Source organism: Actinoallomurus sp. CA-142502 (genome assembly GCF_050936355.1).
In the GTDB taxonomy this organism is placed as follows: Bacteria; Actinomycetota; Actinomycetes; order Streptosporangiales; family Streptosporangiaceae; genus Actinoallomurus; species Actinoallomurus iriomotensis.
In genome coordinates, this window is sequence record NZ_JBNJMY010000001.1 from 5,331,312 (window position 1) to 5,355,402 (window position 24,091).

The window sequence follows — 24,091 nt, forward strand, 5'->3', positions numbered from 1 at the left end:
CCTCTCAGGAGTTCGAGCCGAAGGGTCTCCTCACCGCATGTTCGCACTGTTCGACGCCGCCGTCGGCGTCGCGTACCACCTCGTCACCGGCCTCATGTCCCTGCTGGAACCGCTCACGGGCGGCCTCAGCGCCGCCGTCGCCGTCATCGCGTTCACCGCCTGCGTCCGCCTGGCGCTCCTGCCGCTGAGCGTCCGGCAGGCCCGGGCCAACCAGGCGCGCCTGCGCCTGGAACCGCAGGTCAAAAAGCTTCGCGAACGTCACCGCGCCGACCCGGTCCGCGCGCATCAGGAGATCGGCGCCCTCTACCGCGCCGAAGGCACCTCGATGTGGGCCGGGATCGGCCCGTCGCTGCTGCAGATGCCGGTCTTCGCCGTCGTCTACCGCATCTTCCTGTCCCCGGCCGTGGGCGGGCACGCGAACCTGCTGCTGGCCCACACGCTGCTCGGCACGCCCCTGGGCGCGCGCTGGCTCCTGTCCGCCGGAGCCTTCGGCCCGCACGGCCTGGTCTTCCTGGGCCTGTTCGCGCTGCTCGCCGTCGTGGCCTGGTGGACGTCCCGGCAGGCGCCGACACCGCCGGGCCCCCTCGGCCGGGTGACGCGCGTCCTTCCGTACGGCACCCTGCTGGTCGCCGCGTACGTTCCCCTGGCCGCCGGCCTGTACGTCCTCACCACGACCCTCTGGACCGCGGCCGAACGCGCCATCCTCTGGCGCACACCCGCGGGTACCTGAGTAGGCTCACGGGCGGAGGCGGGAGGGTGCCTGGTGGCCCCCATGGTCTTCAAAACCACTGCACGGCGCTCGGCGTCGTGGGCGGGTTCGATTCCCGTACGCCTCCGCCACCTTCTCTAGTGCCGCACTGACCAGGGGAGATGCCGCGGCGCGGACAAGGCCCGGCAAGGTCGCCGAGCGGTTCGGCACGTCGACGACGCGCGCCGTGAGCTGCTCGCCAGCGCTGCCGGCGGCCCGTTTCCGTCTCGGGCGTCCGTCAGCTCTGCGGGAGGGAGTCCAGCATCTGCTTGAACGTGCCGGAGAACCTCATACCGAAGTCCTGGTCGCTCTTCAGGGTGACGCCCATCGACTCCAAGCGGCCGCGGGAGTACCAGAACACGCCGTCGCTCATCGGCGCCGGATCGCCCTTCATCAGTTGCCGGCTCGTCTGCACGAGGAACGGGATCATGTTCAGCGCCTGGCGCGACTGGATCGGCAGGGCGATGAAGGAGTTGTTGGTGGGCAGGGTGACGATCGCGCCGTTCGGCAGCGAGGTGCCCAGCACCTCCTCGACGCGCAGCGCTTGGCCGACAGCGGGCCAGCCGGTGCCGTTCACGACGTGCATTTTGACGCCGACGTTGGTGTCGAACGCCCGGATGTTGAGCTTGTCCTGACGCATGTTCGCCAGTGCGCGCTGCCAGAGCGCACCGGGGTCGGCGCCCCACTGGGCCGCGGCATGCTGGGCCACCGTCATCGCCTCGTGCGAGCCGCCGCGCCGACGTGACTCGGCTTTGACGACGAGGACGGCGGACAGCCCCTCGCCGATGTCATAGGCGACCGGGTCGGACCCGAGCCCGCCGTCCTGCTGACGACTGATGATCAGGGACAACTGCGCGTCCCGCACCTCCGGACGCATCGCCCCCAGCGCCTGGCAAGGCCCGTGCGCCGAGCATCCTGGCGCGGTGTAATGCCTTGAATCGGGATTTCCTCGGTTGAATATTCCCATCGGCTCAGCATGCCAGCGCTCACCACACCGGTCGACTCGCGGCTGACCCGGTCACCACAGCGACCTCGGTCCTGCCTCGGTGAGGGTCCGAAGTTCCGGCGAACCGCAAAATAGCTCGTAAGTGGGCTGGACCCGACGGGCTGATCAGGTGTTCGGTGCACCGGGTGGCCGTAATGCGCCATTTGTTTGGTTTCTGTGGTCCGCCGTTTCGGCGTGAGCGTCTTCCGTGCAGACGTTGGAAGGAGTACGGGGAATGAGAAGACGTCTGTTCACACGGGGGGCTGCCGCGCTCGCGACGACCGCCGCGCTCATGGTGATCGCCGGGCCGGCCCACTCGGCGACGTCGGCACAACCGGGGCATGACTTCAATGGGGACGGCTACCAGGACATCGCGATCGGCGGGCCAGGCGGCACGGTCGACGGCCTCGGGGGCGCCGGATACGTCACCATCGTCTACGGCTCGAAGAACGGGCTCGACCCGGCGAACGGCGTGACGATCAGCCAGGCGAGCGCCGGAGTGCCGGACGATCCGGAGGAAGGCGACGCCTTTGGATCCTCCCTCGCGGCCGGCGACTTCAACGGGGACGGCTTCGCCGACCTCGCCGTCGGCTCACTCGGGGAGAGCATCGACGGCAACACCACCAGCGGCTCGGTGACGGTGCTGTTCGGCAGCGCGGACGGCCTCGGCAACGGGTACCTCGTGCCCGGCGACAGGGCGATCGGAAGCGCCGTCGGGGCGGGGGACGTCAACGGCGACGGTCAGGTCGACCTGCTGGTCGGCTCCCGCTCGGTCTACGTCACCGGGACGGTCGACACTTACAGCTTCCCGCACGGCGGCTACGACAATCCCGCGATTTCCCTCGGCGGTGAAGACGGCTGGGGCGGCGAGGACGGAATCATCACCGGCGACGTCAACGGGGACGGCTACACCGACGTGCTGGCCGCCTGGACCGCGGTCGGCGGCACGCCGGAGGTCTATTACCTTCCCGGCTCGGCGAACGGGATTCAGGGTGACGCCCGGGTCCTGGTGGACGGCGGCGTCAGCATCGCCGTCGGCGACATCGACAAGGATGGCCACGCCGACCTGGTCGCCGGCCAGCCCGCGGGCTACACCGGTGGACAGATCGAGGTGGAGTACGGCACCGCGAACGGCTTCACCGGCGGCCGCGTCCAGACGATCGACCAGAACACCTCCGGCGTGCCGGGGACCAGCGTGTACGGGGACCAGTTCGGCTCGGCCGTGGCGGTCGGTGACGTCGACGGCGACGGCTACCCCGACGTCGCCGTCGGGGCGCAGGGCAAGGCCGTTCATGGCGCGACAGCCGCCGGCGAGGTCGTCGTCCTGCGCGGTGGCGGGAGCGGCCTGACCACCGCGAAAGCCAAGGCGTTCACCCAGGACAGCTCTGGCGTCCCGGACACCGCGGAGCAAGGGGACGAGTTCGGCTGGCTGGTCTCCCTGATCGACCACAACGCGGACGGCCGGGCGGATCTGACGGCCTCGGCGGTCGGCGAGAACAAGTCCTGGGACGGCGCGCCGTACGGTGCCGGCGTCGTCACCACGCTGCGCGGGTCGAACTCCGGGACCACGACGAAGAACGCCATGACGTTCGGCCCGGCGGCGTTCGGCCAGAACCCGACGGACGCGCGCTACGGCTGGGCGATCACACCGTAGGCGAGCCACTGCCGGGCTTCCCCGAGGGGAGCCCGGCAGCCGGCGAGAGCCGGTTGGCCGTGGCGTACGGCCCGCGAGACTGGAGCGGAACGGATTCTGGCGGGAGCGGGCATGATGTAGCGGCCGGAACGGAAAGCCACGGCCTCGTCGGTTGGGCGTGGTTCGCCGGCCGTCGGCCGGCAGCGGAAGACCAGCGAGACGATGCCGCGCTTCATGTTCTCGTAGACGCCGGTCAGTGCTTCGGCCTCGAAGCGGACGCCGGTTTCCTCGAGGACGGCGCTGGTGACGTGGCCGCCGGCCGCTCCGGACCTCCGGCTGCTCGCGGCGGCGCTGGACGCGTCGCGCGTCGCCGGGGCGGCGGCTCGTGCCCTCCGCGAGATGGCCGAGTACGGCCGGGAGCGAACGTCGTCGGAACGCGTGGACTGGACGCACCACACCGGCCGCCGACCGCCCTCACATGCCGTGCCGGCGTGCCACCGAACGCAGCGTCCCGCTCGACGCGCCCCATTTCACCAACGCCGCGGCGGCGTCGCCGGACCCCGCCGACAGCGCGGTCAGCAGGTCGATGGCCCACGTGAACTCCTGGCCGCGCTGCCGAGCGTGTTCCCCGGCCTCACGTGCCGCCCGGACCAGCGCACGGTCGGCCGCCGGCCGGCCCATCGAGGAGCCGGTGGCGCGCGGCAGCCGGGCGATCGCCGCCATCGCGTCGGCGCGGATGGCGTCCGGATCCGCGCCGACGGTGACCAGGTCCGTGCCGATCGCGGGGTCCCCCAGAAGTTCGAGCAGCAGGTGGACCGCGGTGACCTCCGGATGGCCCTCGGCGGTGGCGTGCCGGACGGCGCCCTCCAGCGCCCGCCGGGCCGCGTCGGTGAACCGGAACTTCGTGTCGCCGGCGGCCGTCGAACGTACCTCTTCCCGGGGAGCGGCGGAGCGTGCCCGCAACTCGCGTGCCCGGCGCGTCTCCGGGGCGTCCGGCCCGAACACCCGCTCGATGACCGGGAGCGCCTGGGCGAGCTCGCGATCGGCTCCGTCCTGGTCGCCGGTACGGACGAGCAGGCAGGCGACCGCCCACCGGGCGTCGAGCACGCGCCGGTCGTCCACGCCGAAGATCCGTTCCAGGTCGGGCACCGTGCGGCGGAACGTGTCCAGGGCCTCGGCGTACCGGCCCGCGTCGTCCATCACGTGGGCGCCGTTGGTCCGGGCGGCCACCGCCTCGGCGTGCTCGGCGCCGAGGCAGCGTTCGAACCGGGGGAGCAGGGCCAGGTACATCTCCGCACCCGCGGCCGGGTCGCCGGCCCGCGCGGTCATGGCGGCCAGCCGCTCGCGGCAGCGGAGCGTGTCGGGATGGTCCCTCCCGACCGCGGCCTCGAAGTCCGCGACGAGCTCGGCCAGTGCCGCGGCGGTACGGGCCGGGTCGGCGTCGTCGGCGAGGATCGCGCGGAACCGGTCGTTCAGGGCCGAGGTCGGAGCCGGGTCGGCCAGCCGGTGCCGCAGCTCGGCGAGGCTGCGGCGAGCGTTCACGGTGAGGAAGTGGTCGGCGCCGAAGGCCTCCTCCACGTTGGGCATGATCTGGCCCAGGATCTGGACGGCCTCCGCGGCGTCGCCGGTCCGGGCGGTGGTGCTCGACAGGTTGATCGACGCCAGCAGCACGTCCATGCCGCCGTGCGTCGCCCGCGCGTCGGCCTCGGCGAGGTCGGGGATGAGCTCGCGGTACAGCCGGGCGCCCTCCGCCGGGTCGTCCTGGCCGGTCGCGAAGGCCAGTGCCGCGCGGGCGTTGAGAGTGGTGCCGTGCCGCGCGCCCAGCGCCCGGCGCATGTCGGCGACCACCGGCCGGAGCGCCTCCGCCTTCTCCGCCGGCCGTTCCCGGCAGCCCGCCAGTGCCTGACGCGCCCGCAGGGTCACCTCGTCGTCCTCGCCGACCACCCGCCGCAGGGCGGGCAGGAGGTCCTCGTACAGCCGGGCCTTCTCTCCGGTGTCGGCTGTGAACCACGCGAGCCGCTCACGCGCGCGTACGGTGACGCCGTCGCCGGGGCCGAGTGCGCCGTTCAGGTCGGCGACCACGTCGCCGAGCAGTTCGACGGCCTCCGCCGCGTCCCCCGCCTTGCCGACGCAGTCGGCCAGATCCCGGCGGGCGATGAGCGTACGCCGGTCGCCGGGGCCGAGCACCCGCTCCAGATCGGCCACGAGCGGGCGGTAGAGCTCGACGGCGGCGACCGGGTCGCCCATGCGGTCGGTCCAGCCGGCGTGCATCAGCCGCATGTCCAGCGTCCTGGGGTCGTCGGGCCCCAGGAACCGCGCGTACGACTCCGCCTGCTCGCCCGCGAGCCGTACGGCGCCCGGCCAGTCGTCCAGCTCGCGCAGGCAGTCGGCGAGCCCGAGCCGCGCGTGCGCGGTCAGCGCGTGGTCGGGGCCGACCTCGTCGAGCAGGTCGGAGATCAGCGCGCGGAACAGCTCCGCGGCGCGTTCGCGCTCCCCGGATCTCTGGACGAGCCCGGCGTCGCCGAGGCGGTGTTCGAGCCGCTCGAGCCGCCGGTCGTCGGCGGCCTGGCCCGCCGGCCGCCACACCTCTTTCGCGTCGAACGCCTTCCGCACCTCGACGTGATCGGTGCCGAGGACCCGGCGCATCTGCGGGATGACCTCGTCGAACAGCCGGATCGCCGCGACCGGGTCGCCGGCGTGGCCGACCCAGTCCGCCCGCCGCGCCCGGCCGTTGAGCGTCACCGGATCGTCGGCGCCGAGCACGCGTTCCAGCGCCGGGAGAAGCTCCTCGTACAGCCGCGCCGCGGTTCGCGCGTCGCCCGCCTGCCCGGTCTGCTCGGCCAGGTCGCGGCGTGCGATCAGTGCGCCCCGGTCGTCCGGCCCCACGACGGCCTCGATGTCCGGGACGAGCCGGGCGTACAGGTCACGGGCCCGCTCCGGGTCGCCGGCGGCCGCGGTCCATCCCGCCTGCCGGCGCCGGGCGTCCAGCGCCTGCGGATGATCCTCGCCGAGCATTCGTTCCAGATCGGGCACGGCGTCGGCGTACGCGGCCACGGCCGCCGCCGGGTCGTCCCGGCCGTCCGCGCGGGCCAGCTCGGTGAGGACGTCGTCCAGGGACGCGAGCCGGGACGCCGCGGCGGGCCCGCCTCGCTTACCGGCGATGAGGTCGTCCAGCCAGTCCCGTACGGTCGCGGCGTCGGCCGGGCGGTCGGCGGGCCGCTTGGCGAGGAGGGCGAGGATGAGCCGGTCGAGGCCGACGGGGACGTCCGGGCGGCGCAGGCGCGGGGCGATCGCCTCGCCGTTGACGTGGCCCTCCAGCACGGAATAGATCGGACCGGTGCCGAAGGGGGGTTCGCCGACGACCAGCTCGTACAGCACGCAGCCGAGGGCGTACAGGTCGGTGCGCCCGTCCACGGGCTCGGCCCGGATCTGCTCCGGCGCCATGTACGGGCAGCTGCCGATGACGACGCCGGTCGTGGTCATCCGGGTGTGGTCGCCGGCGTCCGCGGTCAGGGCGGCGATGCCGAAGTCGAGCACCTTGACCGTGTCGTCCGGCCCGGCGTGCAGGTTGGCCGGCTTGATGTCCCGGTGCACGATGCCGGCCGAATGCGCCGCGGCCAGTGCCTCGCTGACCTGCCGGCACCATCGGAGCACCCGGCCGATCTCCGGCCGTCCCTCCCGCAGGACGTCGGCGAGGGTACGGCCCGTCAGCATCTCCATGACCACGAAGATCGGGTCTCGGCCGAAGTCGTACAGGGTCACGATGTGCGGATGGCCGGACAGCATCGCCGTCACCTTGGCCTCGCGCTCGAACCGTGCGAGGCCGGCCGGTGAGTCCGGTCCGTCCCCGCCCTTGATCAGCTTCAGCGCGACCGTACGGCCCAGGCGTTCGTCGCGCGCCCGCCACACCTCGCCCATGCCGCCCGCGCCGAGCTTGGCCTCCAGGCGATAGCGGCCCGCGACCGTGCGCTCGTCGGCGTCCCGGCGGCGTCGGCTCATCGGCATCGTGCCTCCCCTCACAGGAAAAGATGCACCAAACGGCCGCCGAGTTGGTGGTTCACGGTGATTCGGGCCCTTCGACGTGTGGCTCCCGCGGGGGCGTGACCTGAACGATCGTCGCGGTGCCGGCCACCGGCCTTCCCTCGTGCATGGTGATCAGCGCACCTCGTTCGAGGTGGCTCCAGGCGGCCGGGCTGAGAGGTGCGAGCCGGATCACGCCGCGCCCGCCCGGTGGGATCTCCGGTGCGCGCTCGACCCAGACCCGCGCGATGCGCAGTTCGGTGTCGGGAGCGCCGACGGCCCACATCGGACGCAGCTGTCCCGCACCGGGGATCGGCAGGCGACGGCCACCGGCGGCCTCGGGCGGGACGAGCCGCAGCTCGGCGCGGATGACGCCGTGGCGGACCTCCCGGCCGCGCCACCGGCACCAGGCCGCGTCCCGGTGCATCCACAGGAGTTCGGCGGCCCGTTCGAGCAGGTGCCAGAACGCGACGGTCTGCCACGGAGAGTCCGGGAGGTCCACGAGGAGCTCGAGAGCGGAGTCCCACTCGGCGCGGTGCAGGCACGCGCGAACGTCGTCGGGGGAGAACCCGGCGTTGCTCCGCACGTCGCCCGGGACGACTTCGCACGCGCGAGCGAGAAGCTCAGGAACGTCCACACCCGGATTATCCGTCGTGGCCGTTTCCTCCGCGGCCTCGTCCTCGCGGCTTCGGCCTCACGGGCTCCGTCGGGCCCGGCGTCGGCGGACGGCGAGCATGAGCACCAGCAGCGCGGCCGAGACGATGCCGGCGAGGACGAGAGTGAGCGGCATCGTGGACAGGCGGGTGAGCGAGGCGAGCCGCCCGGAGGCACCCGCCCTCTCCGCAAGGAGAAGAGTGCCGGTCGTGGTGCGGGTGACGCGGCCGCTGCGGAGGGTGAGGCGGTAGTTCCAGCGCCCGTCCGGCACGTCGGGCCCCAGCGGAACGGTGACGGGCCCGCGGTCGCCGGGGGCCAGGGTCGTGCCACGGGTGATGGTGAAGGGACCGGCGCTGAGGTTGCTGGGACCGGTCAGCCACAGCCGGCCCTCCAGGTCGATGGCGCGCTGGCCGGTGTTGGCGACGGTGGCGGTCAGCGTGCGGTGACCGTCGGGAGTGGTCTGGGCCCGCAGCGGGCCGACTTGGAAGTCCGAGGGTGGTTCGGCGCCCGGCCCCACGTGCAGGTACACGCGGGTGCCGACCTGGTTGACCAGGGTGACGTTGCCGTGGGGCCCGGCCTTCTCGGAGGACACCTGCGCCCAGATGACGGCGTACCGTTCGCCGGGCTGCGCCCAGGCCGGCACGGTGAACCTGGCCGCCAGCGGCGCGCCGGCGTGCGCCGGGACGGTGAGGGCGGTGTGGTCGAGGTGGATCCAGGAGGTCAGCTCGTTGCCGGGGGCGGCGGGCGGGGGGAAGCCGAACCGGTGCTTCCTGATCGTGGCGGCGCCGGCGTACAGCCGAAGGCGCTGGGGCCTGTCCGAGGTGTTGTAGACGCGCAGGCTCCGGGTGAAGGTGGTTCCGGGGTTGACATGGTCATCGATGAACAGTCGTGCGCGCGGGTCGTCCAGCCGGCTGGCCGGGATGCCCGTCAGGCCGATCGCGATGGAGTTCGGGACGTCCGGGGGCGGCGCGGCGTCGGCTCGCGCCTGGACCGGAGCCGGCCCGGTCCAGGCGTACGCGGTCAGCATGGCGGCGACCGCGCGAGCGCGCCACGGTGCGGGCGTATCAGGCAACTTGGTGGCTGACCGTGCCGGTGTAGGTGCCGGCCACCGCCTGCGTGGGAACGTTGACGATCAGCGTGGGGTTCCAGGTGGCGGAGTTGTCGCCGGACCCGGTGGTCTTGCTGAACGCGGTCCGGGGCTGATCCAGCGTGACGGCCGCCGCGGCGTTGGCCTGTCCGGGAACGAACGTGCCGGTGCCGGTGGTGGCGGTGGCCGGGCCGGACCAGTACTGCACGCTGCTGCTGGGGATGGTCTCGGCGCCGGTACCGCCGCCGGTGGTGAAGTTGCTCGCCGACACCGTGGAGGTCCAGGTGGCCGTCAGCGAGGCACGCTGGTCGGAGACCGTGACCAGGCCGAGCTGCCCGGTGATCTGGTTACCGGGCGTGTTACCGCCGAGGTTGACCGGCCCATCGGGCACGGTGATCGTCAACGAGTCCGGTGCCGTCACCGCGAACGTCACCGTGGTCGGGCAGGTGGTCGAGGCGGGGCAGGTACCGGCCCGCGCGTGTGAGGCCGGTGCTACCAGCACGGCGGAGGTGATGGCGGCAACGCCCGCTAGGGCGGTGCCGAGACGGCGTGTTCCGGACAACGTGGCCATTCCCTTCGATGCACGCCCCGCCCCATGACGTCGGGCTGATGCAGGCGATCAGATCTTGCTCAGCGATCATCGCGCCGAAACCGTCCGTGACACCGGCCGGTCAGTTTTGCCCGCTGCTTGATCACTGCTTGGTCGGTGAGGAATACCGAAGTGCGCCGATCGGCGGCGGATGCGAATGATGATGTGTCCCGCCGGAATGGCGGGGTTGCCCAGTTGATGGAACAGGATTGATTTCCGGATAATTCAGCACCGGACCAATCCGGAATGCCGTCCGAACCGGCTCGGGAGCCCGCCGTGAATGATGCGGGTTCCGTGCCCGATGATGTCTTTGTTCGCGATTTACCGCCGGGAGGTGTGGCCGGCTGGCATGGCCCGATCCGGAGATCTACGCTGTACCGGCCTGTGAGACGGCCGACGCGACGGTCAGGAGACGGATCGGTGAAGCTGATGAGCCAGTGCGACCGGGCCGGCCTGGTGCTGGCGGTGGTCGCTCTTGCCGTCACGTCGGGCACTCCGGCGGCTCGGGCCACACCCGGCGGCCACGCACCATGGCGGATGTCCCCGATGAGCGTCTCGTGCCCGCCGGACGCACCGCGGCACGCCGCGTCCGCCGGTCCGATGAGACCGGGCCGGGCGACGGCCCCGGCTTCGCCCGGTCTCCCGGTGCCCTCGCTGCTCGCCTCCCCATCGCCGGATCCGGCGGATGAGCCCACCACGCGGAAGCGGCCGGACCCGTCCCCTTCGGAAGACGCCACGCGCGACAGGGGAGTCACCCCTGCCGCCTCAGCGGGCCGGAACGGGCGCGCGATCTTGAGCGGGCGGCCACGACGCGCCCGTCGCGGGTCGCCGGTCGATCCCAAGGACCGCGTCCGGCCTGCCGCGTTCGTCGCCGTCCCACGCGGTGAGCGACGCGGGTCGCGGACGGTCCGCTCATCGTGTGCGGCCGGCGACGCCCGGGCGTCTCGCCGGCCGATGACCGCGGCACGGGCGTCCGTGCTGACGATCACCGTGCCCGACACCGCCAATCTGGGCAGCGGCCCCCTGGGCGGCACGATCAGCGCGTCGATGGGCACGGTGACCGTGAGCGACGGCCGCCCCGGCGTCGCCGGCTGGACGGCGACGGTCTCGGCCACCAACTTCACCACCGGCAGGGGCACCTCCGCCGAGACGATCGCCAAGAGCGCCGTGGCCTACTGGTCCGGCCCGGTCACCGCCTTCTCCGGCGCCGGCACCCGCACCGCCGGCGAGCCCACCGCGGCCCAGCGCGTCTCCCTGTCGGGAACGGTGACCGCCTTCACCGCCGGGAAGGCGGCGGGGGTCACCTCCACCAGTTGGGCCCCGACGCTGGTCGTCACGGTCCCGGGCTCGGCCGTCGCCGGCACCTACACCGGCACCATCACCCACGCCGTCGCCTGAAAATGAGTCGTAATAATTGACGGACCGATAACCGGCCGCGAGCATATCTTCCCGCGCTGTTGGAGATGTCTGGACCGCCGGCCCTGAAGCGTACTCGCGATGGTGTCCGGGAACGGCCGCCAAGCGTCACGCCGGGACCAACAGGGAAATCCGGCGATCTCGACCTTCAAGCCCCGAAATGTCGCCTGGCCGCCCGTCTGCTCACTTCATTCTTCGGTGGAAGGGACGTCATGCGTCACAGATTCACGTCATTTCGATTCCTATGCGCGTTCACCGCGCTCGTCCTCGCGGTGAACGCGTCCGTGGCCGCGGCATCCGCCATACCTCATCCCGACCGGATGCGTCCGTGGGTGAAACTGTGCCTCACCATCAAACGGATGCCGCGTCACCGCGCCATCCGCTGCCACTTCCCGTCGCCCCCAGGGCCGGACTCCGTCGCACGGACGGCCCGGATGAGGCAAGCTCCCACGATCAGTGAACTGTCCATCCCCACCAGCCCGTCGTCACCCGTCGGCATCACGCTCGGCCCCGAAGGCGACCTGTGGTTCGCCGAGAACTACGCCAACAAGATCGGGCGTGTCACCCTGGCCGGGGTGTTCACCGAGTACTCCGTACCCACCGCCGACTCCCAGCCCGCACACCTGACCACCGGACCCGACGGCGCCGTGTGGTTCACCGAGGCCAACGCGGGCAAGATCGGCCGGATCACCGGCACCGGCGCCTTCACCGAGTACGCCCTCCCGGGCGCGGGCGCCTATCCCTGGGACATCACCGCCGGCCCCGACGGCAACCTGTGGTTCACCGACCTCACCGGCAACGACGTCGGTAAGATCACGACCTCCGGGACGATCACCGAGTACACCGTGCCGTCGTCGGGCGCCTACCCCATGCGCATCACCACCGGCCCGGACGGCGACCTCTGGTTCACCGAGGCGCTCACCGGCGGCGTCGCCAAGGTCACGACGTCGGGGTCCGTGACCGAATACACCGTGCCCAGCAGCGGAGCCATGCCCATCGGGATCACGGCCGGCCCCGACGGCAAGCTCTGGTACACCGACGGAGCCGGAAAGATCGGGTCCGTCACCACCAGCGGAACCTTCACCGAATACCCGCTGTCGGACCCCAACAGTTTCCCCTGGGGCATCACCACCGGCCCGGACGACAACCTCTGGTTCGTCGAACAGGTCGCCGGCAATCTCGCGAGCAGCACCACATCCGGCACCGTCAACGAGTACGCCCTGCCCAACACGCTGGCCGGGCCGTTCGACATCACCGTCGCCCAGGACGACAACCTCTGGTTCACGGAGGACTACGTCGACAAGATCGCCAAGGCCGCCCTCTGACCCGGGCCCCGGCGCCCTGCCGCGGATGCGCGGACCGCGCATCCGCGGCAGGCACGATGGGCGCTAACTCCACGTCATGTCGAGCTGGTGCTCGAAGGCGGGGTAGCCGGCGCGAGCGAACGCCTTCGCCATGGGGGTGTTCCCCACATCCGTCGACGCCCGGATCCGGTCCACGCCCTGCGCGGCCAGGACCCGGGTGCCCTCCCCGAGGATCTCGTCGACGTACCCTCGACCGCGATGCGCGGGGCGTACACCGATGTAAGCGATGACCGGGTTGTATCCGTTGTGCGCGGGGACGACGAACCCCACCGGATCGCCGTCCGGCAGCGTCGCGATCCGCCACCACTCCCGCGGGCTCCGATAGCGGGCCAGTTCGTCCTCGTAGTGCGCCTCGGCCGCCGCGCGGGCCGGCATGCGGGTCAGGTCGGCGCGGCCGTGGGCGTCGAGCGTGCCGTCCAGCACCTCGGTCATCAGGCCGATGAGCTCCTCGGTGTCGCCGACGGGGCGGAAGGCGAGCCGCCCGCCCGGCTCGGGGACGGGGCCACCGCGTCGCCACTCCATCCGCAGGCGTTCGACGAGCGGCCGGGCGCCCAGGCTCTCGACGACGGACCTGCGTTCTTCGGCGGCCCGGCGCGGACCGGGCGACTCGCGCCAGTCCGGCGGGACGAAGCGGATGTACTCCGGGATCGGGGCGCCCGGCGGGACGACCTCGGCCATCGCCGTCCTCAGCAGGCGGGCGCCGGCGTCGAGCCGGTCCGGCGCGTCGTCATCGAGGTCGAAGACGTCGAGGAGGAGCGGCGTGTCCTGGTGCGGCCGGCTCCACCATGCGGCCCGCGCGATGAGACGGTCGCCGCGCAGGGCCATCCACATCCACGAGGGGCGGCGTCGCCCCTCGGCGAGGTCGGCCGCGAGCTCGTCGTTCGTCCGGTACGGGAGCCGGGTGAAGAGCGGGAGTTCGTCGGGCCCGGTGAGCGGGCGGAGGGTCAGGTCGTTCCGTTCTACGGTCAAGGCACTCTCCGGTGGAGGCGTGCGCCCGTCCGTGCCGGGATCAGTGGTGGTCCACGTCCCGGGAGGGGCGGAGCGCGGTGATCATGGGATGCATCGGCCTGCCCTCCTCTCGTACGTCACAGGCCTCGCGTGAGGCCGGGACGCCAGTCCTACAGTCGTCCGGAGCCTGCCGGCAAACCCTTTTCTCCGGAAGACGGACTCCGGTGGCCGCCGCCGGGGTCAGCCGAACCTGACATTCGCCAGAGCGGTGCGGGCGGCGCGTTCGACCGCACGCGCGGCGTCCGGCGCGGGGGCGGTGGAGATGAGGCGGACGGTGACGATCACGTTGGCCCGGCGGGCGATCAGGTCGACCGTGGTCAGGCCGATCCCGCCGGTGCCGTCGATGATCTCCCGTGCCTCGTCGGCGAGACCGCTCACCGGCGTGGCGTGCCGGTCCGGGCGACGGGCCCCGGCCACCGTACGGCGGAAGCCGTCATGCGCCGTCGCGCCGGCGCTCCTGAACGGGCCCTTGTGGGTCAGCCCCAGGCCGACCGAGAAGGTCCCGACCACGCCGCTTCTCCAGGTGCAGCCCTCCTGCCGGGCGACGGAGCCGAGCAGGAGCAGGTCGGCGTCGGGCGTACGGTCGCCGGGCGGCAGCAGCACCCGGGCGGTCGAGGCGAACATGGAGCAGAGGCCGGGCAGCCGCCCCGCCTCGTGACGCCACGGCCACGACGGATCGTTCCAAGGCGCCTCCATCGCGGTCAGCAGCACGAGGCACGCGACCCACACGGCACCGCCGGCGGCGACGGCGCCCAGCCGCGGACGCGCGGCGCCCACGGGTCGGCCGCTGCGCCGGGACAGCTCGGCCACGGCCGCGTCGAAGACCGGATCGGCGCGGTACCGGAACCGCGCGGGCGCGAACAACACCCGTGGCCGGTCGGTGATGACCTGCACCTTCTCCAGCAGGAGCCCCCGGCGGAGCTCGACGCCGGTGATCTCCGCCCACGGGATCGGCGGGCCGGCCGTGCTGTGCGGCCAGCGCGCCTGCAGGTCCGCGGCGGTGAGGGACAACCGGCTGCGCGCCAGGACGGCCGGGTAGACGGCCAGCGCGGCGCCCGTCGTGACCGCCATCACCATCGCGGGGGAGTAGGCGAGGAACGCCGCCCAGAGGCACACCGCCGTGGCGGTCACCGCCAGTGCGCTCCACACCGTGCACCAGCACCGGAACCGGCGCGAGGAAGCCAGAATCACCGAAGCCACGGACCTGTCTGGGAAAGTTAACCGCCGGTCGAACTTTGTCATATTCCCTGTCATTTCGCCCGTAAGGTCGACAGTCGGTGAGTCGCGCGTCTCCGGACCGCCCCCAGGTCATCCGCCGGCCCTCGCTACGATCGCGGACGACATGAGCGAATCGACGACCACACGCGCACGAGCCCTCCTTCCGGCGATGGAGGGCTCGTGAGCGCTCCCGGTGAGACGCCGGCCCAGGTGGGCTACGCGACGCGGCCCGCACCCGGCGCCGTCAACGAGGACTACGTGGTGGCCGGTCCGGGCTGGGCGGTCGTGCTCGACGGCGCCACCGCGCCCGCCGGCGTCGACAGCGGCTGCGCGCACGACGTCGCCTGGCTGGTGCACCGGCTCGCGGCGGCGCTGAGCGCCCGGCTGGCGGCCGGGTCCGACGGCGGCCTCCCCGACGTCCTGGCCGACGCGATCAAGGACGTCTGCGCCGCGCACGGTGACACCTGCGACCTGGCCAACCCCGACAGCCCCTCCTCGACGGTCGCGATCGCCCGCTGGGACCGCGGCGAGCTGGAGTGCCTCGTGCTCGCCGACTCGCCCGTCGTCGTGCGGCGCACGGACGGCTCGGTCGTCGTCGTGGAGGACGACCGTCTCACCCGGCTCCCGGGCGGCCCGCCGTACACGCTGGAGACCGTCCGGACCCACCGCAACCGGCCGGGCGGCTTCTGGGTGGCCAGTACCAGCCGCGCCGCCGCGTACGAGGCGGTCACCGCGACGTTCCCCTGGGCGGAGGTCGAGATGTTCGCGCTGCTCAGTGACGGCGTCACGCGGCTGGTCGAACGCTTCGGCGGCACGTGGCCCGACCTGCTGCGGGAGCTGCGGAGCGCCGGACCCGGCCGGGTGATCGACCTCGTACGGGCGGCCGAGCTCGCCGCGCCGGCCACGCGTGGCAAACCGCACGACGACGCCACCGCCGTGGTCGTGACGCGTGGCTGAACCGGGCCCCGCAGGGAGCCTCGGCGCGCTCGGCCTGGCGCGTGACCCCATCGGCGACCCGCTGGTCTACCCGGGACGGCCGCCGGCGGAGTCCGGGCTGCTGGCCGGCGACCGCTTCCTCGCGCTGCGGGAGGAACCCGGGGCGCCGCCGGGAAGCCGGCGCCTCCCCGGTGGGGAGACCCTCGACGACGCGCTCCGCGACGCGGGCGGGTCACGGTTCGCGGACCGGCACCCCGTCCTGGCGGTCGGGTCCAACGGCTCGCCCGCCCAGGTGCACCGCAAGCTCGCGGGGCGGGCGCCGATCCTGGTGCCGATGACGTACGCCGAGGTGACCGGTCTCGTGCCCGGCGTGTCCGCACACGTGAGCCGGCCCGGATACGTCCCGGCGGCCCCAGTGCTCGTGCCGGGCGCCACCGCGCGGCTCATCGTCCTGTGGCTCGACGACGACCAGCTCGCCGTCGTGGACGCGACCGAGCCGAACTACCACCGCCTCCGCACGCCGGCCGCCGTGCGCGTGTCCCTGGACGGCGTGCCGGTCGGCTGCGGCCTGTACGCCGGGCGCCACGGCTGCCTCACCGACCGCGAGGGCCGGCCGTTCCGCCTGACCTCGCAGGCCGCGCTGCTGACGGTGCTGCTCGCCGACCTGCCCGGGCTCGGCCGGCTCGCCGGCACCCGCGACTCCGCGGAGTTCGCCGCGCGGGTCCGCAGCGATCCGGCGCTGCGAGAGGAGATCCGGCTGCTGTGGCGCCGGGAGAACCGGGTGCTCCGGCAGTCCGAGCTCACGCCTGACGGCCCCTGTCTCTGACGCGCGGAACCGTATTCACCAGCGAAGCCATACTTTCTTGCGGCTTTGGCCATACCATGGGTCCATGGCCACGGAGAAGATCACGGTCACGGTGCCCGCGGAGGTGCTGGAGAGCGCCCGCGCCGCCGTCGCGTCCGGAGCCGCGCCGAGCGTCTCGGCCTACGTCTCCGAAGCCGTACGCGACCGCGCGGCGCGCGACCGGCTCGTCGCCGCCGTGGAGAGCCGCTGGGGACCGTTCGACGACGAGGCGACCGACTGGGCGCGCCGCATCTTCGAGAGTGCCGACGGGGACTCCCGGCGGACTCGGTGAACCTCTCCGGCCGCGTCCTGGACGTTCCCGCACTGGTGGACCTCGCGACCGGCCGTAGCCAGCACATGCGCGCGCTGGTCGGCTTCGTCGCGGCCCGCGGCTACAGCCTGGTGGCGCCCGCGACCGCCCTGACGAAGGCCGCGGCCGTGGCCGACGAACGCGGCCTCCAGGAGCTCGCCTGGGCGGTGGAGAGCGCCTCGGTGGTCGTGCTGGCCCTCGACGAGCGCAACGCGTTCGCCATCGGTGACGCCGCCCGCCAGGCCGGCATCCGCGACATCGTCGACGCGCACGTGGCGCGGGCGGCCGCCGACCGAGGCTGGCCGATCGTCACCAGCGCCGAAGCGGCGGCCAAGTGGAGGACCCTCGGCCTGGCGGTGCAGAGCCTGCCCTGAGACCGCCCGGTCAGCGAGCGCTCTCGGGGGTGGACAGCACGGCCGAGAGGAGCCGGCGGGCCTCTTCGGCGAACTCCGCGTCGACCAGGAGGTCGTACCGGTCCGCCACCACCGACCGCATCGAGGTGTACGCCCGCTTCTGGAGGAAGTAGGCGACGGCCGAGAAGGCCGCGCCGAACAGGACGCCCAGGATGACGCCCGAGATCACCGCGCCCTCCACCAGACGGGGAGTGACGATCCAGAAGATCAGGCCGACCAGGAGCCCGATCCACGCTCCGGTGCTCGCGCCGGTCAGCAGCGCGCGGCCCAGCGTCCAGCGGCCGAGGACGCGCTCCTCCAGCTTCAGCCCGGTGCCCACGATCGTCACGTGCTCCACCGGGAACTTGTGCTCGGCGAGCAGGTCCACCGCGTGCTGGGCGGCCTCGTGACTGCTGTAGGTGCCCAGTACGACCTTGTGCGGGCCGATGGCGCTCCGCTCGCTCATGAGGCCTCCTTCACAGGAGAGGCGACCAGACGCGCCGGCTTTCTGATTCGCTCGCTCATTCTCGGACCCCCGTTCGTCGGCTACGACCGGCGCGATGCCATGGATGGCAGGCGCGGTCATTCCTCTTCTTCGGCGACGGCCTCGGCGACCGCCTCGGGACGGTCGTACCGGCGGTCCGGAATTCGCCGTAGCGCCTCGACCACCGGCCAGGGGGCGCCTTGACGCTCGGCGTGCCCGGCGAGATCGTCCCGGCGCGTCGGATAGGACATATCGCCGAGATAACCGCTCACCGACTCCGCGAACGCCCGGCTCACCTCCGTGGGCCGCGAATACCGCCGGTCCGGAAGCTCACGCAGGGCCGCGATCACGCGGTCGCTTTCTTCGCGGACGTGCGCGAGGAGTTCGCCGCGGGTGGCGGGAAACCCGGCCTTGTGAAGGTGTCGCTGCAACAGGGCCGGACTGATCAGTTTTGTGTCGCCCATGAATCCGGTCGCCCCCCGATTGTCAATCAACGCATCGAGAAACGCGCCCACTGCCACGATGAAATCGGCCGGACGTCATTCGACCTTGTTTTCGGAGTCTACCTTCGCCGCCGCGCCCCGGGGAAGTCGTCCCAGGTCGCATGGTGTTCAGGCGGATGTCAGCCGGTCGCCGAGAAAGGCGAGCTGGGCCGGCAGGCGCCGCAGCCAGAAAGCCCCGTCATGGCATCCGCGCGTCATCGCCCCGGCCGGACGCAGCCGGTCGCGCAGCCGCCGCACCATCGGGGCGAACGGGTCGCTCGTCCCGCAGTCGACCCAGGCCGGGACTCCGTGGAGCCGTCCCAGCCCGCGGAACACGTCGTACCGCGCGAAGTCTCCCGGGCCGTCGAAGGCCTGGTGGTTGGTCCGGCGGGCGTTCGCGTACGAGGGGAAGACCGCGGGCGACGCCGCGACCGTCGCCGCCACGCGCGGCGCGCCCACCGTCTCGGCGACCACCAGCGCCCCGTACCCGCCCATGGACCAGCCGATCACCCCGAACCGGTCGGTCCGGGCGCCCTGGCGGCTCAGGAGCGGCAGGAGCTCGTCCGTGATCATGCCGAGCGGGTCGTCGCCGCTCGCCCGCGGATGCCAGTAGGAGTTCGGCCCGCCGTCCACCGCCACCAGAGCGAACGGCGGCGTGCTCCGGGTCCGTACGGCCTCGGTGAGATAGCGGTCGAGCCGCAGGCCGCGGGCCGTGTTCGCCCCGGTGCCGCCGTTCCCGTGCAGCGCGACGGCGACCGGCAGGCCGCGCGGCGAGGTGACGCCCGCGGGCAGCACGACGGTCGCGGTGACGTCGGTGCGCCGGCGGCGCGAGTGGAAGGTCGTGGAACGGACGACGCCCGCGGTGGCCGGCGCCTCCGGCAGCGTGCGACACCGTCCGATCGCCCGGTCGAACGCGACCTTGCCCGGCAGGACGTCCTCCTCGACGAGCAACGCCCCGGCTCCGCCGGCGACCGCGACACCCCCCAGCGCCGCGCCCCCGAACACGAACGTCCGCCTCGGCACCATGCGACGGCTCCTTTCTGGCCGGCCCCTTACGGCCGGTCCGTACAGGTATCGACGCGAGCAGGCCCGGGCGGGTTCGCGTGTCTCGCGGGCGTTCGCGGTCCACGCACGCGCTGTGGGGAGGCTCCGGCGGAGGTGTCTGACCTGGGCGGGAGTGCGATCCGTGGCCCCACTGTCACCATTCGCACGCCCTTGTGGCCGGACATCCAGTACGATCCTGCACCGCCGTGCCTCGCAGGCGGGGCGGCCTGGCGTGCGCGGCATTCGTGTACCCCCCGCCTCAGGTGTCACAATGGTTCTCACAGGGAAGGAAAGTCACACGAATCTCTGTTGTGAACCTGTATCGGTCCACAATCTTCGCAAGGTGTCCGATAGCGGATTGACCGCTTGGCTGTTTGGTGCGTTGTCCGCTAAGGTCGTCTCGTTCGCAAGTTTCACTAAAAGGTGTAGCGGCGGTTTCTTGACTCCGTTACTTCCTGCCTCTATAACAGTTGCGCCAGATTTGTAGATTTCGGCTGACGGGAATACGCCATCGGCCCGGGTGGGAGAGGATTCAGGGTTGCCCCGGCCCGGAAGTGCCACTGTCCGTAATCGTCGGCTCGCGGCAGAGCTGAGGCGTTTGCGGGAGGTCGGCAATCTCACCGGTGACGACGTCGCCGAGCGGCTGGGATGGTCCGCCTCCAAGGTCAGCCGGCTGGAAAATGCGCGCCAGGCTCCGCGTTTCGCCGACGTCCGGCAGCTGCTCGACCTGTACGGCGTCGAAGGCTCGTACCGCGAACAGCTGCTCCAGCTCGCCCGCGACGCCGTTCGTCGCGGCTGGTGGGAGGCGTTCTCCGACGCGCTGCCGGAGCAGTACGCCTCCTATATCGGCCTCGAGATCGAGGCCGAGGAGATCTGGCAGTGGGAGACCCAGGTCGTACCCGGCCTCCTGCAGACCGAGGCGTACGCGCAGGCGGTCGAGCAACGCTCGCACTCGACCGAGGTGATCCCGCCGAGCCGCGTCGACGCCCGGGTGGAGGCCCGCCTGGCCCGCCAGTCGGTGCTCACCCGCGAGACGCCCCTCCAGCTGTCGGTCGTGCTGGACGAGGCCCTCCTCCTCAGGCGGTACGGCGACGCCTCCGTGATGACCGAGCAGTTGCAGCACCTCGAAGAGCTCTCCGTTCTCCCCAACCTGAGCCTCCAAGTTCTTCCACTTGATGGACCTCATCCCATCGCGACGGGGTCCTTCACGCTTCTGCAATTCCCGTTGGTGGGCGGGATTCAGTTTCATGATGTCGTGTATATCGAGCACCTCAACGGGTGTTCGTATCTAGAAGAGGCAACCGAAACCTACCGGTATAGGCTTAGTTTCGAACGACTCAGTGCAGAGGCGCTCGGGCCGGCGGAGTCCATGGAGCGAATATCCAGGATCGCCCGGGAGATGTGGACATCATGAAAAGGAGGGGGGTGAGCCGTGATGGATCAAAAAGTGGGGCGTCCTGGCCTCGACTGGAGGAAAAGCTCTCGTAGTATGGCGAACAATCAGTGCATTGAAGTTGCTTTGGTGGCTTCGGCGAACGAGTCGCCGCGGGTTTGATATAGCGAATTAATAATGTGCGGATGATCCGCATGGCGTCGAGTCATGGTGACCATCGGCACTTCAAGGCCCACTTCCTCTCGATCGTACTTTTCTACGGAGGAGGTGGGCCGATATTCTTCATGGACCACCGATGTCCGGATGCCCGGCCTGATGAGCCGGGCCCGAGGGTTCTGCCGACAGGCCGCTCTCCTCGCTCCCTGATCGGCGCGTGAAGGTCCCTCGGCCACGCTGCTGGAGGGTTTCACGTGAGCGGTGAAAGGCTTCGCCGGCCTTGGCGTCTTCCGGAGCGGGCCGCCCGCCCGGTTCTGCTGGTCATCTGGACGACGGCCGCTGTCGTCGGTCTGGCGGCCGTGCTCATGTCTCCGTTCGCGCTGCGGGCGATCGATCGGCTGCCCGGACTCGACTGGGCCGGGCTCGCCGACGTCGGCCAGACGTACGAAGCCGTCGCCGCCCTGCTGACCGTGCCGACCTTCGGGGGAGTGATGATCTCACTCCTCGCCCAGCGCCGGGAGGTGCACACGGGCCAGGAACAGACCGCCCTGCTGACGCAGATCGAGCTGGCGCGGATCGCCATCGAGAATCCCGAACTCATCACGGTGGACGGGACCATAGCGTCACCGAGTTCGCTCGCTCAGGCGCGTCGCGACACGCTCATGAATCTCTGGATGAGCAAGTGGCGTTCTCAGTTCGGCCTCGGCAACCTGACCGAGCGGGAGCTGCGTGAGATCCTCGATCGGTTCTTCCGCCAGGACGAGACGCGTGAGTGGTGGAGGACGGCGCGCGACAGTTATCGGATCGGTGTGGGGAGCAGACGGCAGCGGCGATTCGCCGCGGTCGCGGAGGCGGAGTACGTTCGCGCGTGCTCTTCGAGCGCCGGTACACCGAGCGCTGCACACCGGTCGCCTGCCGGCTCGAGCCTCGTCAGGGTCGGGATCGTCTGGCTGGCGGCGGCCGGGGCGGGCGGGGTCTCCGGCTGGCTTTACGGGCGGCACCGCGCCCGTTGACCGGACGCGACTCAGGCCGGTCTGTGTCCCGCGATGGTGTCATGCATCACTGCCAGGGGTATGCGGTCGGTAACGGGATGTCCTTCGGGGTCGTTCTCGCGAACACGGGGGGTCGTCATGACCATTGGCGGGATCATCACCGCGATCATCTTCGGTGCCATCATCGGCGCGATCGCGCGGCTGCTGGTGCCCGGGCGTCAGAACATGCCCATCTGGCTGACCATCCTGGTCGGCATCATCGCCGCCTTCATCGGCACGTGGATCTCTCACCTGCTCAACCTCAGGACGCACGGCTTCAACTTCTGGGAGACGATCTTCCAGATCATCGTGGCCGTGATCGGCGTGCTGATCGTGACCACGCTCTGGCCCAGGAAGACCTAGCGCGTCTCGTGCGCCGTGGGCGGCCGGAGGATCGGGCGTAGGCGGTCCAGCACCGTGGCGTCCTCGATGGTGGACGGGACCGGCACCTCGTCGCCGTCCGCGATGCCGCGCATCGTCCCTCGGAGGATCTTGCCCGATCGGGTCTTCGGCAGGGCCGGGACGACCGAGACCTCCTTGAACGCCGCGACCGGGCCGATCTGTTCACGTACCGCGCGTACGAGTTCGCCGCGCAGCCGCGACTCGTCCAGGTCGGTGCCGCTCTTCAGGACGACGAAGCCGCGCGGCACCTGTCCCTTCAGCGCGTCCCGTACCCCGACCACCGCGGCCTCGGCCACCGACGGGTGGGCGCACAGCACCTCCTCCATCACTCCGGTGGACAGCCGGTGCCCGGCCACGTTGATGACGTCGTCGGTGCGGCCCATCACCCAGATGTAGCCGTCCTCGTCGATCGAGCCGCCGTCGCCGGTCAGATAGTGGCCCGGGTACCGGGACAGGTAGGACTCGATGTACCGCTCGTCGTCGTTCCACAGCGTGAGCAGGGTCCCGGGCGGCAGCGGCAGCCGGATCGCGATGTCGCCCTCCGCGCCGGGCGGGGCGATCGACCCGTCGGGCAGCAGTACCCGTACGTCGAAGCCGGGTACGGCGACGGTCGGCGAGCCGGGTTTGACGGGCAGCGGATCCAGGCCCCGCAGGTTCGCCGCGACCGGCCATCCGGTCTCGGTCTGCCACCAGTGGTCGATCACCGGGCGGTCGAGGACGCGCGTGGCCCATTCGTACGTGCCCGGGTCGAGGCGTTCCCCCGCGAGGAACAGGGTGCGCAGCGCCGACAGGTCGTGCCCGGCGAGGAGACGGCCCTCCGGGTCCTCCTTCTTGATCGCCCGGATCGCGGTGGGCGCGGTGAACAGGGCGTTCACGCGGTGCTCGGCGGCGACCCGCCAGAACGCCCCGGCGTCCGGCGTGCCGACCGGCTTGCCCTCGTACAGCACCGTCGTGCAGCCCGCGAGCAGGGGCGCGTACACGATGTAGGAGTGCCCGACCACCCAGCCGACGTCCGAGGCGGCCCAGAACACGTCGCCGGCCGAGACGCCGTAGACGTTCGTCATCGTCCACCGCAGCGCGACCGCGTGCCCGCCGTTGTCGCGTACGACGCCCTTCGGCCGCCCCGTCGTGCCGGAGGTGTAGAGGATGTAGAGCGGATCGGTGGCGGCGACCGGCACGCAGTCCGCCGGCAGCGCCTCCGCCATCGCCTGGTCCCAGTCGACGTCACGGCCGTCGACGAGGGGCGCGGGCGACTGCGGGCGACCGACGATCACGCAGCCGCCGACCTTGTGGGCGGCGAGGTCGAGCGCCTCGTCCAGCAGCGGCTTGTACTCGATCACCCGGCTGCCCTCGATGCCGCACGACGCGGACACCACGACCTTGGGCCGGGCGTCGTCGATGCGTACGGCCAGCTCGCGCGGTGCGAAGCCGCCGAACACCACCGAGTGCACCGCGCCGATGCGCGCGCATCCCAGCATCGCGATGACCGCCTGCGGGATCATCGGCAGGTAGAGGACGACGCGGTCGCCGCGTTCGACGCCGAGGCCGCGCAGCACCCCCGCGAACCGCGCCGTCTCATCGCGCAGCTCCCGGTAGGTGTACTTCTGCCGCGTGCCGGTGACCGGGCTGTCGTAGACGAGCGCGAGCTGGTCGCCGCGGCCCTGCTCGACGTGCCGGTCGACGGCGTTCTCGCAGGTGTTCAGCTCCCCTCCGGTGAACCACCGGTAGAACGGCGCGGCGCCGTCGTCCAGGACCCGCTCTGGAGGGGTGCGCCAGCGGATGTCCCGGGCGGCCTCCGCCCAGAACCGTGCCGGATCGCCGAGACTGCGTTCGTACGCGGCCGTGTAGGGGCCCATGTCGCACCTCCGCCAAAGGGGGACTCCACTATGGCGATC

24 protein-coding genes and 1 tRNA gene are annotated in these 24,091 nt (G+C 71.7%); 13 read left to right on the top strand and 12 right to left on the bottom strand.

Annotation, left to right across the window (positions count from 1 at the left end; genetic code table 11):
- Positions 1 to 37: 37 nt before the first annotated feature.
- Together ACQEV1_RS25390 and ACQEV1_RS25395 are read left to right on the top strand one after the other, a co-directional pair.
- On the top strand, positions 38 to 730 hold the full coding sequence (locus ACQEV1_RS25390) for a YidC/Oxa1 family membrane protein insertase (RefSeq protein ID WP_285624827.1): 693 nt from the start codon (positions 38 to 40) through the stop codon (positions 728 to 730).
- 14 nt (positions 731 to 744) lie between these two features.
- Positions 745 to 840 (top strand) — tRNA-Sec (locus tag ACQEV1_RS25395).
- Between the two features lie 146 nt (positions 841 to 986).
- Here the strand turns inward: ACQEV1_RS25395 and ACQEV1_RS25400 are convergent.
- Complete coding sequence (locus ACQEV1_RS25400; RefSeq protein ID WP_285624825.1) at positions 987 to 1,625, bottom strand: hypothetical protein; 639 nt, start codon at positions 1,623 to 1,625, stop codon at positions 987 to 989.
- Positions 1,626 to 1,968: 343 nt separating this feature from the next.
- On the opposite strand from ACQEV1_RS25400, the gene ACQEV1_RS25405 reads away from it, so the two are divergent.
- Positions 1,969 to 3,387, top strand: a complete 1,419-nt coding sequence (locus tag ACQEV1_RS25405) for an FG-GAP-like repeat-containing protein (RefSeq protein WP_285624822.1) — start codon at positions 1,969 to 1,971, stop codon at positions 3,385 to 3,387.
- Here ACQEV1_RS25405 and ACQEV1_RS25410 read toward each other — a convergent pair.
- Genes ACQEV1_RS25410 through ACQEV1_RS25430 form a run of 5 tightly spaced genes read right to left on the bottom strand, consistent with a single transcriptional unit; the run spans position 3,363 to position 9,629 of the window.
- Positions 3,363 to 3,824 carry an NUDIX hydrolase gene (locus tag ACQEV1_RS25410; protein WP_433396538.1) on the bottom strand — a complete coding sequence of 154 codons (462 nt, stop codon included), beginning with the start codon at positions 3,822 to 3,824 and terminating at the stop codon, positions 3,363 to 3,365. The two genes, ACQEV1_RS25405 and ACQEV1_RS25410, sit on opposite strands and share 25 nt — an antisense overlap.
- A 16-nt stretch (positions 3,825 to 3,840) precedes the next feature.
- Positions 3,841 to 7,371 (bottom strand): protein kinase domain-containing protein, encoded by a 3,531-nt coding sequence (locus tag ACQEV1_RS25415; RefSeq protein WP_433396540.1) that lies wholly within the window; start codon positions 7,369 to 7,371, stop codon positions 3,841 to 3,843.
- A 52-nt stretch (positions 7,372 to 7,423) separates the two neighbouring features.
- Positions 7,424 to 8,023 (bottom strand): hypothetical protein, encoded by a 600-nt coding sequence (locus tag ACQEV1_RS25420; RefSeq protein WP_433396542.1) that lies wholly within the window; start codon positions 8,021 to 8,023, stop codon positions 7,424 to 7,426.
- Positions 8,024 to 8,080: 57 nt separating this feature from the next.
- Positions 8,081 to 9,067: a hypothetical protein gene (locus tag ACQEV1_RS25425; protein ID WP_433396544.1), complete on the bottom strand. Its 987-nt coding sequence runs from the start codon at positions 9,065 to 9,067 to the stop codon at positions 8,081 to 8,083.
- A gap of 37 nt (positions 9,068 to 9,104) precedes the next feature.
- Complete coding sequence (locus ACQEV1_RS25430; protein ID WP_285624811.1) at positions 9,105 to 9,629, bottom strand: hypothetical protein; 525 nt, start codon at positions 9,627 to 9,629, stop codon at positions 9,105 to 9,107.
- A gap of 1,041 nt (positions 9,630 to 10,670) precedes the next feature.
- Here ACQEV1_RS25430 and ACQEV1_RS25435 point away from each other — a divergent pair.
- Together ACQEV1_RS25435 and ACQEV1_RS25440 are read left to right on the top strand one after the other, a co-directional pair.
- Positions 10,671 to 11,114: a hypothetical protein gene (locus ACQEV1_RS25435; protein WP_285624809.1), complete on the top strand. Its 444-nt coding sequence runs from the start codon at positions 10,671 to 10,673 to the stop codon at positions 11,112 to 11,114.
- A gap of 452 nt (positions 11,115 to 11,566) precedes the next feature.
- The gene (locus tag ACQEV1_RS25440) at positions 11,567 to 12,457 is read left to right on the top strand and encodes a Vgb family protein (RefSeq protein ID WP_433396547.1); all 891 of its coding nucleotides are present in this window, start codon (positions 11,567 to 11,569) and stop codon (positions 12,455 to 12,457) included.
- Positions 12,458 to 12,520: 63 nt separating this feature from the next.
- On the opposite strand, the gene ACQEV1_RS25445 is transcribed toward ACQEV1_RS25440, so the two are convergent.
- Positions 12,521 to 13,465 (bottom strand): GNAT family N-acetyltransferase, encoded by a 945-nt coding sequence (locus ACQEV1_RS25445; protein ID WP_433396549.1) that lies wholly within the window; start codon positions 13,463 to 13,465, stop codon positions 12,521 to 12,523.
- 219 nt (positions 13,466 to 13,684) lie between these two features.
- Positions 13,685 to 14,635, bottom strand: coding sequence for a hypothetical protein (locus ACQEV1_RS25450; protein ID WP_433396551.1), 951 nt, complete (start codon positions 14,633 to 14,635; stop codon positions 13,685 to 13,687).
- A 267-nt stretch (positions 14,636 to 14,902) separates the two neighbouring features.
- Here ACQEV1_RS25450 and ACQEV1_RS25455 point away from each other — a divergent pair, with 267 nt between their 5' ends.
- The 4 genes from ACQEV1_RS25455 to ACQEV1_RS25470 all read left to right on the top strand — a co-directional run bounded on the left by ACQEV1_RS25455 (position 14,903) and on the right by ACQEV1_RS25470 (position 17,186).
- Entirely contained in the window at positions 14,903 to 15,679 is a 777-nt protein-coding gene (locus ACQEV1_RS25455) for a protein phosphatase 2C domain-containing protein (protein WP_285624799.1), read from the top strand.
- Positions 15,672 to 16,484: a hypothetical protein gene (locus tag ACQEV1_RS25460; RefSeq protein ID WP_285624796.1), complete on the top strand. Its 813-nt coding sequence runs from the start codon at positions 15,672 to 15,674 to the stop codon at positions 16,482 to 16,484. The genes ACQEV1_RS25455 and ACQEV1_RS25460 overlap by 8 nt, the downstream gene beginning before the upstream one ends.
- Before the next feature lie 64 nt (positions 16,485 to 16,548).
- On the top strand, positions 16,549 to 16,794 hold the full coding sequence (locus ACQEV1_RS25465; RefSeq protein WP_285583347.1) for a hypothetical protein: 246 nt from the start codon (positions 16,549 to 16,551) through the stop codon (positions 16,792 to 16,794).
- Entirely contained in the window at positions 16,791 to 17,186 is a 396-nt protein-coding gene (locus ACQEV1_RS25470; protein WP_285583346.1) for a hypothetical protein, read from the top strand. The genes ACQEV1_RS25465 and ACQEV1_RS25470 overlap by 4 nt, the downstream gene beginning before the upstream one ends.
- Positions 17,187 to 17,196: 10 nt before the next feature.
- Here ACQEV1_RS25470 and ACQEV1_RS25475 read toward each other — a convergent pair whose 3' ends face one another.
- From ACQEV1_RS25475 to ACQEV1_RS25485, 3 genes are all read right to left on the bottom strand, one after another.
- Positions 17,197 to 17,670 (bottom strand): general stress protein, encoded by a 474-nt coding sequence (locus ACQEV1_RS25475; protein ID WP_285624792.1) that lies wholly within the window; start codon positions 17,668 to 17,670, stop codon positions 17,197 to 17,199.
- 116 nt (positions 17,671 to 17,786) lie between these two features.
- Complete coding sequence (locus tag ACQEV1_RS25480; protein ID WP_433396553.1) at positions 17,787 to 18,203, bottom strand: DUF2795 domain-containing protein; 417 nt, start codon at positions 18,201 to 18,203, stop codon at positions 17,787 to 17,789.
- Between the two features lie 96 nt (positions 18,204 to 18,299).
- Complete coding sequence (locus ACQEV1_RS25485; RefSeq protein WP_433396555.1) at positions 18,300 to 19,196, bottom strand: alpha/beta hydrolase; 897 nt, start codon at positions 19,194 to 19,196, stop codon at positions 18,300 to 18,302.
- Between the two features lie 538 nt (positions 19,197 to 19,734).
- Here ACQEV1_RS25485 and ACQEV1_RS25490 point away from each other — a divergent pair.
- The 4 genes from ACQEV1_RS25490 (at position 19,735) to ACQEV1_RS25505 (ending at position 22,157) form a co-directional block, all read left to right on the top strand.
- The gene (locus ACQEV1_RS25490; RefSeq protein WP_285624784.1) at positions 19,735 to 20,628 is read left to right on the top strand and encodes a helix-turn-helix domain-containing protein; all 894 of its coding nucleotides are present in this window, start codon (positions 19,735 to 19,737) and stop codon (positions 20,626 to 20,628) included.
- 21 nt (positions 20,629 to 20,649) lie between these two features.
- Positions 20,650 to 20,769: a DUF397 domain-containing protein gene (locus ACQEV1_RS25495; RefSeq protein WP_432705584.1), complete on the top strand. Its 120-nt coding sequence runs from the start codon at positions 20,650 to 20,652 to the stop codon at positions 20,767 to 20,769.
- Between the two features lie 248 nt (positions 20,770 to 21,017).
- Positions 21,018 to 21,776, top strand: coding sequence for a DUF6082 family protein (locus ACQEV1_RS25500; protein WP_433396559.1), 759 nt, complete (start codon positions 21,018 to 21,020; stop codon positions 21,774 to 21,776).
- Between the two features lie 117 nt (positions 21,777 to 21,893).
- Entirely contained in the window at positions 21,894 to 22,157 is a 264-nt protein-coding gene (locus ACQEV1_RS25505; RefSeq protein WP_285624778.1) for a GlsB/YeaQ/YmgE family stress response membrane protein, read from the top strand.
- Here the strand turns inward: ACQEV1_RS25505 and ACQEV1_RS25510 are convergent.
- Positions 22,154 to 24,052: a propionyl-CoA synthetase gene (locus ACQEV1_RS25510; protein ID WP_433396561.1), complete on the bottom strand. Its 1,899-nt coding sequence runs from the start codon at positions 24,050 to 24,052 to the stop codon at positions 22,154 to 22,156. The two genes, ACQEV1_RS25505 and ACQEV1_RS25510, sit on opposite strands and share 4 nt — an antisense overlap.
- Positions 24,053 to 24,091 lie beyond the last annotated feature (39 nt).